The organism is Hymenobacter miniatus, assembly GCF_016427455.1.
Taxonomy (GTDB): Bacteria; Bacteroidota; Bacteroidia; order Cytophagales; family Hymenobacteraceae; genus Hymenobacter; species Hymenobacter armeniacus.
Genome location: NZ_JAELXR010000013.1, coordinates 100,726 through 115,915, shown reverse-complemented (window position 1 = coordinate 115,915; position 15,190 = coordinate 100,726). Strand labels below are relative to the sequence as shown.

The 15,190-nt window shown below is 62.2% G+C and carries 11 protein-coding genes; 5 read left to right on the top strand and 6 right to left on the bottom strand.

The annotated features are described in order from the left end of the window. Positions 1 to 51 precede the first annotated feature (51 nt). Positions 52 to 2,736, top strand: coding sequence for a TonB-dependent receptor (locus JAO73_RS18475; RefSeq protein ID WP_198978667.1), 2,685 nt, complete (start codon positions 52 to 54; stop codon positions 2,734 to 2,736). 45 nt (positions 2,737 to 2,781) lie between these two features. Here JAO73_RS18475 and JAO73_RS18470 read toward each other — a convergent pair whose 3' ends face one another. The 5 genes from JAO73_RS18470 to nuoK all read right to left on the bottom strand — a co-directional run bounded on the left by JAO73_RS18470 (position 2,782) and on the right by nuoK (position 8,712). Further along, on the bottom strand, positions 2,782 to 3,996 hold the full coding sequence (locus tag JAO73_RS18470) for a hypothetical protein (protein ID WP_198978665.1): 1,215 nt from the start codon (positions 3,994 to 3,996) through the stop codon (positions 2,782 to 2,784). A gap of 137 nt (positions 3,997 to 4,133) precedes the next feature. After that, positions 4,134 to 5,648 (bottom strand): OmpA family protein, encoded by a 1,515-nt coding sequence (locus JAO73_RS23400; RefSeq protein ID WP_198978663.1) that lies wholly within the window; start codon positions 5,646 to 5,648, stop codon positions 4,134 to 4,136. 259 nt (positions 5,649 to 5,907) lie between these two features. Then, positions 5,908 to 6,252 carry a hypothetical protein gene (locus JAO73_RS18460; protein WP_190922757.1) on the bottom strand — a complete coding sequence of 115 codons (345 nt, stop codon included), beginning with the start codon at positions 6,250 to 6,252 and terminating at the stop codon, positions 5,908 to 5,910. Positions 6,253 to 6,281: 29 nt separating this feature from the next. Then, complete coding sequence (nuoL, locus tag JAO73_RS18455) at positions 6,282 to 8,234, bottom strand: NADH-quinone oxidoreductase subunit L (protein WP_198978661.1); 1,953 nt, start codon at positions 8,232 to 8,234, stop codon at positions 6,282 to 6,284. A 133-nt stretch (positions 8,235 to 8,367) separates the two neighbouring features. Beyond that, positions 8,368 to 8,712: an NADH-quinone oxidoreductase subunit NuoK gene (gene nuoK / locus JAO73_RS18450; RefSeq protein ID WP_190922755.1), complete on the bottom strand. Its 345-nt coding sequence runs from the start codon at positions 8,710 to 8,712 to the stop codon at positions 8,368 to 8,370. A 211-nt stretch (positions 8,713 to 8,923) separates the two neighbouring features. On the opposite strand from nuoK, the gene JAO73_RS18445 reads away from it, so the two are divergent. From JAO73_RS18445 to JAO73_RS18430, 4 genes are all read left to right on the top strand, one after another. After that, entirely contained in the window at positions 8,924 to 9,526 is a 603-nt protein-coding gene (locus tag JAO73_RS18445; protein WP_198978659.1) for an RNA polymerase sigma factor, read from the top strand. A gap of 101 nt (positions 9,527 to 9,627) precedes the next feature. Continuing rightward, positions 9,628 to 10,008: a hypothetical protein gene (locus JAO73_RS18440; RefSeq protein ID WP_198978657.1), complete on the top strand. Its 381-nt coding sequence runs from the start codon at positions 9,628 to 9,630 to the stop codon at positions 10,006 to 10,008. A 250-nt stretch (positions 10,009 to 10,258) separates the two neighbouring features. After that, positions 10,259 to 10,681 (top strand): peptidase associated/transthyretin-like domain-containing protein, encoded by a 423-nt coding sequence (locus tag JAO73_RS18435; RefSeq protein WP_198978656.1) that lies wholly within the window; start codon positions 10,259 to 10,261, stop codon positions 10,679 to 10,681. A 279-nt stretch (positions 10,682 to 10,960) separates the two neighbouring features. Next, the gene (locus tag JAO73_RS18430) at positions 10,961 to 11,452 is read left to right on the top strand and encodes a carboxypeptidase-like regulatory domain-containing protein (RefSeq protein WP_198978655.1); all 492 of its coding nucleotides are present in this window, start codon (positions 10,961 to 10,963) and stop codon (positions 11,450 to 11,452) included. A gap of 77 nt (positions 11,453 to 11,529) precedes the next feature. Here JAO73_RS18430 and JAO73_RS18425 read toward each other — a convergent pair whose 3' ends face one another. After that, positions 11,530 to 15,177: an ABC transporter permease/M1 family aminopeptidase gene (locus JAO73_RS18425; protein WP_198978651.1), complete on the bottom strand. Its 3,648-nt coding sequence runs from the start codon at positions 15,175 to 15,177 to the stop codon at positions 11,530 to 11,532. Positions 15,178 to 15,190 lie beyond the last annotated feature (13 nt).

Genomic DNA, 15,190 nt, shown 5'->3' with positions numbered 1-15,190 from the left:
CAGCAAAGCGTTATATCTTCGCCAACATAACGCCGCTTCGCTCCTGCCCATTTGACACGTATTACTACTCCTGCTCTGCTTCGCTCTCGCCTCCCGGCCGTTTCGCTGGCCTTGCTGAGCAGCGCGCAACTGGCCCACGCCCAGGCCGCCGCCCCCGCCGACACCACGCGCAAAAAGCTGAGCCTGGAGGAAGTGGTGGTGTCGGCGTCCCGGGTCGAAGAGAGCTTTCTGCAGTCGCCCGTGACGGTGGAAAAGCTCAGTGCCCGGGCCTTGCGGCTCACGCCCGCGCCGTCGTTTTTCGACGCCGTCGAGCACCTGAAGGGCGTGCAGGTCATCACGCCCAGCCTGGGCTTCAAGGTGATAAACGCCCGGGGCTTCGTCAACACCACCAACGTGCGCTTTGCCCAGCTCGTGGACGGCATCGACAACCAGGCGCCGCACATCGGCGGGCCCATCGGCAACGTGCTCGGACCCAGCGACCTCGACATCGAGGAGGTGGAAGTGGTGCCGGGCACAGCCTCGGCCCTCTACGGCCTGAACGCCATCAACGGGCTGGCTAATTTCAGCACCCGCAACCCCTTCCGCTCCGCCGGGCTGAGCGTGCAGCAGAAGGTGGGTATCAACCACCTGGGCGACGCCGCCACCGGCGCGCGGGCGTATTCGGAAACCAGCCTGCGCTATGCCCGGGTGCTGGTGGCCGACAAGCTGGCCGTTAAGGTGAACGGCACGCTGCTGCGCGGCTACGACTGGGTGGCCCACGACCCCACCGACCTCAACCCGGCCGGCAACGCCAGCGTGGGCCTGCTGGGCGCCGACAACCCCGCCCGCGACCCGGTGAACAGCTACGGCAATGAGTCGTCGGACCGCAGCAACTTCGCCCTGCTCAGCTCGCCCAACCCGCAAAGCACCAAAACCTACCAGGTGGCCCGCACCGGCTACGACGAGCAGGCCCTGGTCGACTACACCCTGCGCACCCTCAAGGCCGACGCGGCGCTGCACTACCGGCCGAAACCCGCCACCGAGCTGAGCTACACCTACCGCGTGGCCGGCTTCGACAACGTGTACCAGCGCTCAAACCGCTTCCGGCTGCAGGGCTACGTGCTGCAGCAGCACGCCGTGCAGCTGCTCACGCCGGTGGTGCAGGCGCGGGCCTACTTCACGCAGGAAAACACCGGCCGCAGCTACAACCTGCGCTCGATGGGCGAAAACCTGGACCGCAACTTCAAGCCCGACGACCAGTGGAAGCGCGACTTCACCGCCGCCTGGAACGCCGCCGTGCGGGCCGGCCAGCCGGTGGCCCAGGCCCAGGCCGTGGCCCGCGCCGCCGCCGACGCTGGCCGCTACCAGCCCGGCACGGCCTTGTTTGGGCAGAAGCTGGGCGAGCTGCAGGACATCAACAACTGGGACGTGGGCGCGGCCCTGCGCGTGCGCGCCGCCCTGGCCCACGCCGAGGCTCAGGTGAACCTGGCCGAAGCCCTGCGCCGCGGCGGCCGCCCCTTTCCCGCCCGCCTCGACCTGCTGGCCGGCGCCGACCACCGCACCTACGTGGTGGTGCCCGACGGCAACTACTTCATCAATCCCAACCCCGGCAAAGACCCGCTCGCCGACAACCTCACCTACTCCAAAACGGGCGGCTTTGTGCAAGCCGGCGGCCGCCTGCTGGCCGACAAGCTGCGCCTGACAGCTACCCTGCGCGCCGACAAAAACAACTACTTCGACGTGAAATTCAACCCGCGCTGCACGGCGGTTTTTTCGCCCACGCAGCGGCAGAATTTTCGGTTGAGCTACCAGACGGGCTATCGTTTTCCGAGCTTGTTCGAGGGGTTTTCGAACGTGAACAGCGGGCAGGTGAAGCGCATTGGCGGGCTTAGGGTAATGTCGGATGGGGTGTTTGAGAACAGCTACCTGCGCAGCAGCATCGATGCGTTTACCAAGGCCGTGACCGATGCCGCCAACGCTAATACCTCCACCACGCTCACGCCGGCGCAGAAAACCCAGTTGGCCGTGGAGCAGCACAAGAATTTGCTGGTGAAAAACCCTTATACCTACCTCCGGCCCGAGCACATTCGTTCGCTGGAGCTGGGTTATAAAGCAGCGCTGGGGCCCAGCGGCCGGCTGCTGGCCGATGTCGACTTCTACTATAACGCCTACCGCGACTTCATCGCCCAAGTAGAGGCCTACGTGCCCCAAACCAGCGGCGGCGAACCCATTGCCAGCACCGACCTCAGCACCGTGGCCACGGCCCTCAGCACCCGCGCCGGGCAGGCCCGCTACCGCCTCTGGACCAATTCCCAAACCCAGGTGTACAACTACGGCGGCTCGCTGGGCCTGCGCTACGAGTTACCCGGCGGCTACCTAGCCGGCGCCAACACCACCTACACCCGCCTCGACCGCACCGCCACCAGCGACGGCCTGGAAGACGGTTTCAACACCCCGCGCTGGGCTTACAACCTGAGCCTGGCCAACGAAAACGCCTACCGCAACTTCGGCTTCGGCCTGAACTACCGCTGGCAGCAAGGCTACTACTCGCAAACTTTCCTGGTAAACGGCGAAGTGGCCGCCTACTACACCCTCGACGCCCAGCTCAGCTACGCCGCGCCGGCGGCCGGCCTGCGCTTCAAGCTCGGGGCCAGCAACGTGCTCAATCAGTACTACGTGTCATACCTGGGCGGGCCCAGCGTGGGCGGACTGTACTACCTGTCCATGACGTACGCGCTGCCTCATGCAGCCAATTGAGACAACGCAAGCCCGGCAGCCCAACCGCCGATTCCCGAACGGCAGCTACCCACGGCTGGCGGTGGCCGCCGGAATGATAACGATGTAGTCGTACCCCAGGATAATATTTTCCAGCAGCTGGTTGGCCACCTCCAGCTTGTCACGCAGCAGGGCCCGGCGGGCCGGGCGCAGGTCGAACACCTGCCAGTCGGGGCCGGTGACAAGGTCAGCAAAGGGCTTGATGAAAGGCTCTTGGGTGAGGTCGAACGGCACCACGTTCTTGCTGGGGTCGTCGGGGTTGAAGCCGCCCACTTGGGTGCCCTGCTTGCCCATCACCAGCAGGTGCAGCGACTTGGCGTCCTGCGCGTCGGCCAAGTTCAGGGCCAGGTTGCCCACGTCGGTGATGCCGGCCCAGGGGCTCAGCGCCCGCGCCGTGTGGCTGGCCCCGAACTTGAAGAGCAGCTTGGGCAGCGGCTGGCCCGGCTGCGGCGCCAGCGGCCGCAGGGCTTCCAGCAGGTTGCGCTTCATGAGGTTGATGCGGGCCTGATGATTGCCAAAGCCCTTCACCTGATTGCGGTAGATGCGGGAGCTGAGCAGGTAGTCCTGCACCATGCGGCGCACCTCCGGGCTTTCGGCGCGGGTGAGGGTTTCGAGGCTGTCGAGGGCCGATTGCCGTTGGTCCAGTATGCTGTAAGCCTGGCCGCCGTTGCGAAACTGGGCGTTGTCGTGCTGCTGATACGCCGCGCCCTCCCGCTGCAGGTACGCCCGGGCCGGCTTGCTTTTCACCAGCCCGGCCAGCTGCTCATAAAAGCGGCCCAGGGTGAAAATCCCCACCTGCTCGATGCCAATAAACTGGGCCTTTTGCGTTCGCAGCTGCTGCGCCAGCTCGTATTCCTCGCGCCAGCTAAAGAACGACAGCGCCCCGGGGCTGGCCTTCAGGTAGGCCGTCGGAAAGCCTGGCTCGGCCGTGAGGCGGGTGAGCGCGCGGGCCTGGTAGCGGTCAATTTCGGTGATGAAAGCCGCCGGCTGCAGCACGCGCGCCACCGCTTGCGTGAACTGCGGAATCTGGGCCATGCCGTGGTCTTCGCCCACCAGCACCAGTTGGCTTTCGGCAATGCTTGTGCGCAGCTTATCCCAGCCCGTGCCGGCCAGCTGCGCGCCCGTGGCGGTCAGGGGGTAGGCGTTGGTCCGCAGCAGGCGGGTGAGCGTCGTGTCCTGCGCCCGGGCCGGCGCCAGCAGGCCGCAGAAGAAGCCCAGCGTGAGAAAGAGTGTTTTCATCATGGCAAAGTAGATGAGGAAAAAACCTCGTCCGTTGCTCATGCGGCCCCCTTGCCATCGAAACCACTCAGTACGAGCCACAAAAAAAGCCCGCTCAGGTTGAGCGGGCTTTTTGCGGGCACGGGCCTGTGGGCCGAAGCCTACTTGCGCCGGGCCGGGGCCTTGCGGGCCGGAGCTTTCTTGGCCGGCGCTTTCTTCACCGGAGCGGCTTTCACCGGCTCGGGGGTGATGGTCGGGGCCGGGCCGTACTTCACTTCGGCGGCGTTGGGGTCGCCGGTGAGGTAGAGGTCGAACTCGACGCGGCGGTTCAGGGCCTGACCGATTTTGGTGGCATTGGTGGCAATCGGCTTGGTTTCGCCGAATCCGTGCGACACAATGCGGTCGGCGGGCACGCCCTGGCTCAGCATGTAGGCGCGGGCCGAAGCAGCGCGGGCATCCGAAAGGCGCAGGTTGTAGTTGTCGTCGCCCTTGCTGTCGGTGTGCCCGGCAATGCTCAGGGTGTAGTCCGGGTACTCGGCCATGATGGCGGCCAGGTCTTTCAGCGTCGGATACGAACTGGGCAGCAGCACGGCCTTGTCGAACTCGAAGTTGATGTACTTCGTGGCCTCCTGCAGGCGCTTCTTGGTTTCGGCTTTCACCTCGGGGCAGCCTTTATTGCTGGCCGGGCCGGGGCGGTTGGGGCAACGGTCCTGGTAGTCGGGCACGCCGTCGCCGTCGCGGTCGAGCGGGCAGCCGTTGGCATCTACCTGCACACCGGCCGGGGTGCCGGGGCACTTGTCGTTCTGGTCAATCACGCCGTCGTTGTCGGCGTCGGGGCAGCCTTTCAGCTCGGCCTTGCCGGGGGTGTCGGGGCAGGCGTCGTCGGCGTCGGTCACGCCGTCCCCGTCGCGGTCGGGGCAGCCCTGCAGGGCGGCCAGGCCTTTCACGTCGGGGCACTTGTCCTGGTAGTCGGGCACGCCGTCGCCGTCTTTATCCAGCGGGCAGCCGTTGGGGTCCACGGCCACGCCGGCGGGCGTGCCGGGGCACTTGTCTTTCTTGTCCGAAACGCCGTCACTGTCGGCGTCCTTGGCCTGGCCAAAGGCAAAGGTCAGGCCCACGGTGTGCTGCAAATACCGGTCGTCGAAGCTGTCGTCGTCGCGGTTAAATTCGCCGTCGATGTTGGCGTTGAGCGGAATGTGCTGGCCGGTCTGGATGAACAGGCCCACGCCCTCGCTCAGGCGGAAGTTGATACCGGCCGCACCAAACAGGTCGAAATACGACTTGTTCTCGTTCACGTTGCGGCCCCGCACCGAGCCTTCACGGCTCATGTACGCCCAGCCGGGAGCGGCCAGCAAATAGGGCTGAATGAAGGCGTCTTCCTTCAGCGCCCAGCCGTTGTTGAGCTTGAGCTTGAGGGCCAGGTTAGCATTCACGATGTTGGTGTTGAAGAAGGTGGCCGCGCTTTGCGAGCCCTTCAACTCCACGTAGCTGCCTTGCACGCCCAGGTCCAGACCGGGGCTCAGGTAGCGGGTGAAGGCGATGCCGGGGCCGTAGTAGTTGCGGTCCCATTTCCAGAAGTCTTCGCCCAGGCTGCCTTTGTATTGGTACGCGCTGCCGAACAGGCTGATGGCCGTCTTCTTGTCGGCCGTTTGGGCCCGGGCGTGCGGTGCGGCCATGCCAAGCACGGCGGCGCCCACGACTAGCCCTCGCAAGAGTTTAGTTGTTGAGAACATAATTTTTAGGTGTGGGAATAGATGAGTAAATCCACGCCAAGCCTTCCGGCCTGCATGGACGCTCTGCTATACCCCTCCTTCCTGAAAAAGTTGTTCCCCCAATTTTCCACCTCCGCGCCGCCCCGGCACAGGCGCCTAGCCCTCAGAACCATTATCCCAAGCAATGGAGAACTAAGTGCGGTAGCTTTTCTGCGTCAGCGGCCTACTTCACCCGCGAGAACTTCGCTTCCCGCTGGCCGCCGGTTATCAGCAGCTGGTCGGTTTCGGGCAGGTACTTCACGGGCACTTTCTTCACCCCGTTGTCAATCATGATGCTCTCAACGTTGGGGTCGTACGTTCCCACAAGGTCGTTGATGCCCTCGTGAATGTAGAAGGTATCGCCCGTGCGCTTGATGCGGGTATGGGTTTGCGCGTTGGTGTCCGCGCTTTTCCACTCGCCCACGAAATTGTCGCGCATGTCAGCCTCCACCTTGGGCTTTTGGGGGCCACAGGCACCTACAAGCCCAATCAGCAAAACCGCCAATAGCCGACCAACCAACGTTTTCATACTGCAATATTGTTGAAGAATGTGCAGGCCTACAACCGGCCGAAGTTCAGGCCCAGAATCAGCACAATGCCGATAACCATCAGGATGAGGTAGGTTTCCACGGCGCCGGTTTGCACGTAGCGCAGCAGGGCCCCGCCCCCATTCACGGCGCGGCCGAAAAAGCCCACCACCGGGTCGATGATGCCATTTTCCACAAACTTGTACAAGCCCGTCGACAGCCACATGACCGGCCGCGTGAACAGCGCGTTGTACAGTTCATCGATGTAGTACTTGTGGTACACCAGGCTCTCGGGAACTGAGCGCTGGGCCTCGTCTTCGGCGGGGCGGGTGGCGCGGGCCACGTACATCACGTAGGCCAGGATGATGCCCAGCACGCCAGCGGCCACCGACAGGCCCATGAGCATGAGTTCCGTGTTGTGGTCGGGCTCGGCCGAGAATACTTCCGGCATCAGGCGCTGCGAGTAAGTAAAGATGGGCGCCAGATACTCGGCCAGGTAATGATGACCGCCCGTGAACATGGGCGCACCCATGAAGCCGCCCACGGCCGCCAGCACCGCCAGCATGATGAGCGGCAACGTCATCGAAGCCGGCGACTCGTGCAGGTGGTGCTTCTGCTCCTCCGTGCCGCGGAACTCGCCGAAGAAGGCCAGAAACAGCAGGCGGAACATGTAGAACGCCGTCAGGAAAGCCGTAAGTAAGCCCATGGCCCACAGCACTTTGTTGTGCTCGAAGGCATGCGCCAGGATTTCATCTTTGGAGAAGAAGCCCGAGAACGGCGGAATGCCCGAGATGGCCAGGCAGCCGATGAGGAAGGTTGAAAACGTAATGGGCAGCGCCTTGCGCAGGCCGCCCATGCGGCGCAGGTCCTGCTCGTTGCTCATGGCGTGAATGACGGAGCCGGCCCCGAGGAACATCAGCGCCTTGAAGAAGGCGTGCGTGAGGACGTGGAACAGGGCCGTGGAGTATCCCATCACGCCCAGTGCCAGGAACATATAGCCCAGCTGCGACACGGTGGAGTAAGCCAGCACTTTCTTGATGTCGTTCTGCGCCAGGCCGATGGTGGCAGCAAACAGCGCCGTGGCCGCGCCCACGATGGCCACTACCTGCAGCGTATCGGGCGAGAGCGTGAACAGCACGTTGGCCCGCAGCACCATGTAGATGCCCGCCGTCACCATGGTGGCGGCGTGGATGAGGGCCGAAACCGGCGTGGGGCCGGCCATGGCGTCGGGCAGCCAGGTGTAGAGCGGCAGCTGCGCCGATTTGCCCATGGCGCCCACAAACAGCAGCAGCGTGATGGCCGTGCAAATGCCCACGCCATACGTGCCAAACTGCCCCAGCGAAGCCTTCTGGAACACCTCAGCGTACTGCACCGAGTTGAAGGTGAGGTAAATCAGGAAGATGCCCAGCAGAAAGCCCAGGTCACCGATGCGGTTGATGATGAAGGCTTTCTTGGCGGCGTTGTTGTAGCTGGTGTTCTTGTTCCAGAAGCCGATGAGCAGGTAGGAGCACAAGCCCACGCCTTCCCAGCCGATGAACAGGATAACGAAGTTGGCGCCCATCACCAGCAGCAGCATACTGAAAATGAACAGGTTCAGAAAGCTAAAGAACTTGCCCACGTTTTCGTCGTGGTGCATGTAGCCGATGCTGTACACGTGAATCAGGAAGCCCACACCCGTCACGAGCAGCAGCATTATCAGGCTGAGCTGGTCAATCTGGTACTGAAAAGGAATCTGCAGCGAGCCGACCGAAATCCAATCGAACAACTGCACGGTGTACTGGTACTGAAAATTCAGGAACAGCACCACCGAAATCAGGAACGAGCCCAGCACCGTGGCGCTGCCGATGAGCCCGGCCACGGTGCCGGACAGCTTCCGGTTCAGCAGCCCGTTAATCAGAAAGCCCACGAAGGGCAGCAGCGGAATGAAAACGTAGAGAAACGTGGAGTACGGGGCGTTGGCGCCGGGGAGAACGGTTTCTTGCATTGTTGTTAGGCTATGCTAGCGATGCTAAAAGAGGCTGTCATCCTGAGCACAGCGAAGGACCTTATCAAGTGCGAACGTCCGGTCCGGTTCGGCGGTGATAAGGTCCTTCGCTGTGCTCAGGATGACAGGGATGTTACCACTTCAGCCTACTCAGCAGGTTGACATCGGTGGTCTGGAAGTTGCGATAAATCATGACGATGATGCCCAGGCCCACCGAAACCTCGGCGGCGGCCACGGCCATGATGAAGAACACGAAAATCTGCCCGTTGGGGTCGGCGCGGTAGGCCGAGAAAGCCGTCAGCAGGATGTTCACGGCGTTAAGCATTAGCTCAACACACATAAAAATGATGATGGCGTTGCGCCGCACCAGCACCCCCGTGACGCCGATGGCAAACAAGGCCGAGGCAAAAAACACGTAGTACTGCAGCGGAACGGTCCGAATGACTTCGGGGATGGTCTGGGAAACGGTTGGGTCCATACTCACAAGTAGCGGCGAAAAGGCAGTGCAGCCGGCCGGCCGGCAAAGGTACCCTGAAAAACGAAAAATCAGGGGGTGTTTTTGCAGGCTATACATTCCGATGAGCCCGCCATGCTTCGCTGCGCGCTGCATGACGGGCTGGGAAATCCGGGCATGAAAAAACTTAAAGTAATTTCGGGGAGCCGGCGTCTGCTTGTTCAGAATGAAAACCATGGCACTTTCGCTCCCCTCCCCCCTTGTTCCGATGACGGCTGCCCAGCAAGACCGCCAGATTGCTGACGCCGTGCGCCAGCAGCGCCCGCGGCTCTTGCAGTTCATCCGCCGTCGCATCCCCGACGAAGCCGAGGCCGAAGACCTCCTGCAGGACGTCTTCGCCGAGCTCGTGGAAAGCTACCGGCTGCTGAAGCCCGTGGAGCAGGCAGCGGCCTGGCTCTTTCGGGTGGCCCGCAACCGCATCACCGACCTTTACCGCCGCAAGCGGCCGGTGAGCCTCGAAGAAGCCTTCGGTGCGGCCGAGGCCAACGACGACGGCGAAGGCCTGCTGCTGGCCGACCTGCTGCCGGCCGCCGACGACTCGCCCGAAAACCGCCTGCTGCGCGAAACGCTGATGGACGCCCTCAGCGACGCGCTGGCCGAACTGCCGGCCGCCCAGCGCGAGGTGTTTGTGTGGCACGAACTGGAAGACAAAACCTTCCGCGAAATGGAAGAAGAAACCGGCGTGCCGCTCAAAACGCTCATTTCGCGCAAGCACTACGCCGTGCTGCACCTGCGCAAGCGCCTGCAAACCCTCTACACCGAATTATTCACCGATTAGTTTTTAAGTTGTCAGTTGCTGGTTGTCAGTTGTTAGGCCTAATGCCTTTCTCAACACCGGTGACTAACAACTGACAACCCGCAACTAACCACTACAATATCATGGACCGTAAATTCTGGCTGCTCCGCGGCCTTCGTTTCTTTTTCTTCGCAGCACTGTTTGTGGCCGTCGTCACGCTGGCCACGCAGGCGCTGTGGAACTGGCTGATGCCGTCGCTGTTTCACCTGCCGGTCATCTCGCTGGCCCAAACCCTCGGCTTGCTCGTGCTGAGCCGTATTCTGTTTGGGTTCCGGGGCGGGCGGCCCGGCGGCTGGGCCGCCAAGCGCCGCGCCTGGAGGCAGCGCATGGCCGGCCGCATGGAGCACCTCAGCCCCGACGCCCGCGAAAAATTCCGCCAGGAAATGCGGGCCCGCTGCACCATGGGCTGGATGGGCCGCTCCGAAACAGCCACCGCTGATACCGCAGCACGACAGCCGGCCTAACGGCCGCCCATTCCCATTTCTTCGATTAACACAGTTGGCGCGGCCTTCCATAGGGAGGCTGCGCCTTTTTTTTGGCTCCAATTCACACGCATTCTGCAGCTTTTGAACCAGAAATCATAGCCTGAAACCGCGGTAATACCTATACAGACTTGGCTTTATCAGAGAAATTTTTAAGGAATATGATGAAAATCATTTGCAGGATTACTTGAAATAGTAGTACATTTGCATTACACAATTAATACTTGTATTAATGCAACGCAACTTCTACTCCCGCTTCGCTTTTGCAGTTTTTTTCGCAATCAGCCTGCTTGGGGCCGCGCCGGGCAACGCCCAGTTGGCTTACACGCCCGTAGCCAAGAATGCGGAATCATTTTCTATTGCCGACCCGGAAGACGAAAAACCCGCAGCCAAGCCTACCTACAAACTCATTCACGGCGTCATTCAGGGCGAGCAGGGCGTGTTGCCAGGAGCCACCGTGTGGTTGCAGGGCAGCAAAACCATCGCCGTAACCAATGCCGAAGGAGAATTTGAACTGCGCGTGCCCAGTGATGCCAAGGTGGTAAAACTGGCGTGCGGCTACGGCGGACTGCAGGAAGAAGTCATGACACTGACCCCAGTTCAGGCCATGGGCTCGTTGTATTTGCTGCACGTGAAGGCTGCTGCCAAACGTTAAAAATTGCTTTATCCCCTAGGTTGATACGGGGATTGCCTGCTACTCACCTCTGCTCTGCAAGCAACTGTCCAAAAATGGGAGCCCCGTCCTTTTAGGATGGGGTTTTTCATTATAGGACCATCCATATCTGTGGCTAATTATCATCTGCTCCGATAAATCTGACGCTCACCGGCAAATTCCCACCGTTGGACGAAGCTGAGTCGTCCCCGCCTCTGTGCAAGTCTACATTTGTATCGTTCAACATTGGCAGCCACCCACTGTCGCTTTTTCAAGTACACCATGCGCCCCTCCTTTTTCCTTCTCGCCTCTTTGCTGACGTTTGCCGCAGGCCTTGTCTCCCACCGCACCCAAGCCCAGACTTATGCCAGCAACACGGAACTGGCCTCGGCCAAAACGGATAGCAACGACCCCACCACCGGCACGGCGGCGGCTTCGGAGAAAGTAGTGCTGTCGGGCAAAATCACGAACCCGGCCGGGCCCCTGCCCGGCGCCGTGGTTATCCTGACCGCCAGCAAGCAGATGGCCGTGACCAATGCCGACGGCGAGTTTGAGTTTACCGTTCCTGCCACCGCTGGCGCGCTACAGGCCGTGGTGACGTACGCCGGCTACGCCGACGAAAAAATGACCCTCAACGCCTCGGCCGAAGAGTCGACGGTGAACCTGTCCGATGCCAAGGTGATTGTGGTGTCGCGCAAGCAGCAGCTCAAAAAGTACCTCAAAACCGCCCGCAAACAGATTAACCGCGACCTCAAGCAGGTTCGCGTGAAGTAGTTCGGCACCGTTTCTACAGCAAACAGAAAGCCCCGGCCTGACGGCCGGGGCTTTTTGCTTTTCTGAACGGACCAGGCTTACAGCGCCACATCCTTGGTATTGTCTTGTACCACGCGGTCGACAAATTCGTGGTAGGGGTCGACGGCCACTTTAGCGGGTTCTTTGGCCACCACAAACTCTAGTTTGTTGGTGCCGGCGTGGAAGCGGCGCTTGGTGAGCAGTAACGGGGGCACGGGCTTCTGGTCGTTGCCTTGGGCGGGGAAGATGGCCACGGGCAGGTAGTCGTTTTCGGGGCCGGGGCGTTCGGTGCCGAGGCTGTCGGCCACCAGTTTCTTGCTCTGCACGGTCATTCTCACCTGGAACTGGCCGTTGGGCAGCTTCTTCACCGAGGCATCGGTAAGGCGGTTTTCGTAGAGCGTAATGCGGTCGAACAGGTCCGTGACCATGTTCTGGAGCGAGTCGGGCGTCACTTTGCGGAATTCGGCCACTAGCTGCGGGGCGGTGGTGTAGGGTGCCGTTTCGTACTTGTGCTGCTCCAGGAAGCTGTGCAGCGCGGCGTTCACTTGGTCCTCGCCGATGTAGTCCTGCAGGGCGTACATCACCACCGACCCCTTGCGGTAGTGGATGTAGCCCTGGCCTTCCACCTTGGCCAGCGGCACTTCTTTCTTGCGCTCGAAAGCCCGGCCGGAGAGGTAGCTGTTCAGCTCGTAGTCCAGGAATTTGCCCATGGTGTAGGGTCCGTAGTGGTGCTTCATCACCATCAGGGCCGAGTATTGGGCCATGGTTTCGACGAGCATGGTTTCGCCCTGCACGTTGCCGCCCACTATCTGGTGGCCCCACCACTGGTGCGCCACCTCATGGGCCGTCACGTAGAAGGGGTAGTCCACGTCCTCGGGGTCGTTGGGGTCCACTTTGGCGATGAAGCCGATGCTTTCGGAGAAGGGAATGGTGCCGGCAAAGCTCTGGGCGAAGCTGGCGTACTTCGGAAACTCCAGGATGCGCACCTGCGGGTGCTGGTAGGGGCCGAAATGCTTGGTGTAGTAGGCAAACGACTCTTTCACGGCCTGGGCCATGCGCTTGAGGTTGTACTCGTGGCCGGGCTGGTAGTAGATTTCGATGGGCACCGCGCGGCGGCCGGCCGAGTCCTGCCAGGCATCCTTATACACCTTGTAGCGGGCCGAGAGGAAGGTGTAGAAGTTGAGCATGGGCTGTTCCATCTTGTAGTGGAAGTAGCGGCGGTTGCCCTGAGTCCAGTCCTTGAGCAGGCGGCCGGGAGCCACGGCCAGCTGGTCGGCGCTGGTGCTGACCACGGTTTCGAAGCGAATCCAGTCGGCGTCCTGGCTCAGACCGGAGTTCTGGCGGGCTTTGAGGTCGGTGGCGGGGGCCAGGCGGTCTTTGGGCTTGAGGCCGTTGCGCTTGCGCACGTCGTCGTCGCCCAGCTCGCCCTGCTCGTTGTAGCCGATGCCGGGCAGGTAGGTGGCGCTGTTCATGAAGATGCCGTTCTGCACGATGTCGGTATTGGAGCCGGAGTTGGGGAAGCCGGTTTCACCGAAATCGAGCACGGCCGTCATTTCCAGCGAGTCGCCGGGGGCCAGGGGGCGGGCCAAGCGGTATAAGCGCAGGTTCACGGCGCTGTCGTTGAGGGCGAGCGTAGCGGCGGGGCGGCCCAGCGTGAGTTGGCGCACGCGCGCTTCCTGCGGCACCTGAATGATGACGGTGTCGAGGGCGCGGGCGTGGCGGTTTTTCAGCCAGAAGTGGCCGTCGATGTGCACCTGCCGGGTGGCGGGGTAGAGGTCGGTTTTCAGGTTCACGGCCACGAGGCGGGGCTGGGGCAAGTCTTTGTAGCGGCGGTATTTCTGCTCGTAGCCCAGCTGCAGCTTTTCCACCTCCTTGGGCGTGCGGTACACGTTTTCGACGTTGGTGTTGTAGAAGATGAAGCCGCCGGCGCCCAGCATCACCAGCAGGCCCAGGGCCAGGGCCGTCCAGGCGGGGCGGCCCCAGCGGTGGCTGGCCTCGGCCCGGCGGCGCACGAAGGCCGCATCGGTGCCGCGCACCCAGAAGATGTTGGCCGCCAGCGCCAGCAGCAGCGCCCCAGCCGCCCAGTACAGCTTGAACCAGCTGAAGCTCGTCACGAAATGACCGTAGCCGTTCATGTCAGAATAGGGCGTGCCGGGGTTGCCGGCGTAGTCGAGCAGGTGGTGGTTGATGCCAAGCTGGCTTTGAAACAGCGTGGCCAGGTAGTACACCAGCATCACGAAGTGGCCCAGGTACTTGTTATTCACAATCACCTGCACCAGCATGGCCAGCACGCACAGCAGCAGGAAATCAATCAGCTTGAAGCCGAACAGGCTTTCGAGGTACAGGCCGGGCTCGTAGTGGAAGTAGCCTTTCAGGGTTTGGAGCAGCAGGCCGCAGGCCATCACCACAGCCAGCAGCACCACCTGCACCAGCCCCAGCGCCGATAGCTTGCTCAGAAACGGCACCCAGTTGGGCACCGGCAGGGCGTCGGTAATCTGGGCCACGCCGGCGTCGCGCTCGCGCCACACCAGCTCGCCCGCGTAGTAGGTGATGATGATGAGGATGAACAGGCTGAAGTTGCCGCTCAAGACCTCCACCATTTCGGCCGTCACGGGGTAGGTGCTGGTGTCGTACATCTTACCCACCTGCCAGCCGATGGCCAGGATGAAAATGACGCCTGCCCCCACGATGGCCGCGAAGTACACGCTGCGCACGATGCCGCGAAACTCCAGCTTGGTGAGGCTCCAGTATTGGCGCAAATTCATGCCGCGGGTGAAAAGCTGCGCCACGCGCGGCAGCACCAGCCGCCCGCCCATGGCCGCGGCCGGCAGCGCATCGGCCTGCGCAGCGGCGCGGGCTTTCTTCGAAGGTGCCTTGTCCGAAGCGAAGGCGGAGAACTGGAAGCGCGCGTAGCACAGCCCCAGCAGCGCCAGGGCCGCGCCCACCCACAGCACGCGGTTCAGCACGAGGTAGCGGCTGAATGGCACGAGCAGGGTATTTTTCTCGGCCGCCGTCCAGTAGCGGGTGGTGTAGTAGCTGGCCGTCGAGCCGAAGGTGTCGAGGGCGGCGGCGAGGTTTACGTTGTCGAGGTCGCGGATGAAGGACTGCGCAATCAGGTAGGCCACCAGCAGCAGCACCGAGCCGATGTAGGTGCTCAGGATGTTGCGCGTGAGCGTAGCCAGCGTGAAAAACACCGCCCCGGTGAACAGCAGATTGGGAATGACATACACCACATAAGGCCACAGGTAGTAGCTCAGGTGGTAGGGACCGAACTTATCGGCCTCCACGCCCGGCAGCAGCCCGCCGACAAACAATCCCAGCGCCAAGCCACTGAATACCAACAGGCAAATCACGAACGAGCCCAGGAAGCGCCCGCCCAGGTAGCCCAGCTTGCTGATGGGCTTGGTGTAAAACAGCGAGAACGTGCGGTGCTCAAAATCCCGGTACACCGGGTTGCCCATGAGGGCCGAGGTGATGATGACGCCGAACAAGCTCAGGATGGTGATGGTGCCGGCGATGGAGTGCGGCGAGTTGACGTGCACGCGGCCGCCGTCGCCGCCCAGGCTCACGTTGGCACCCGAGCCGAAGATGCCGCCCGCCGCGGCCGACAGCAGCGCGGCCATCACCAGCAGCACGCCGAAGTAAATCCAGGTAGCCGGTCGGCGCAGGCGGTATTTGAGTTCGAAGAGGAATATCGGTAAAAACATACTTGCAGATGAG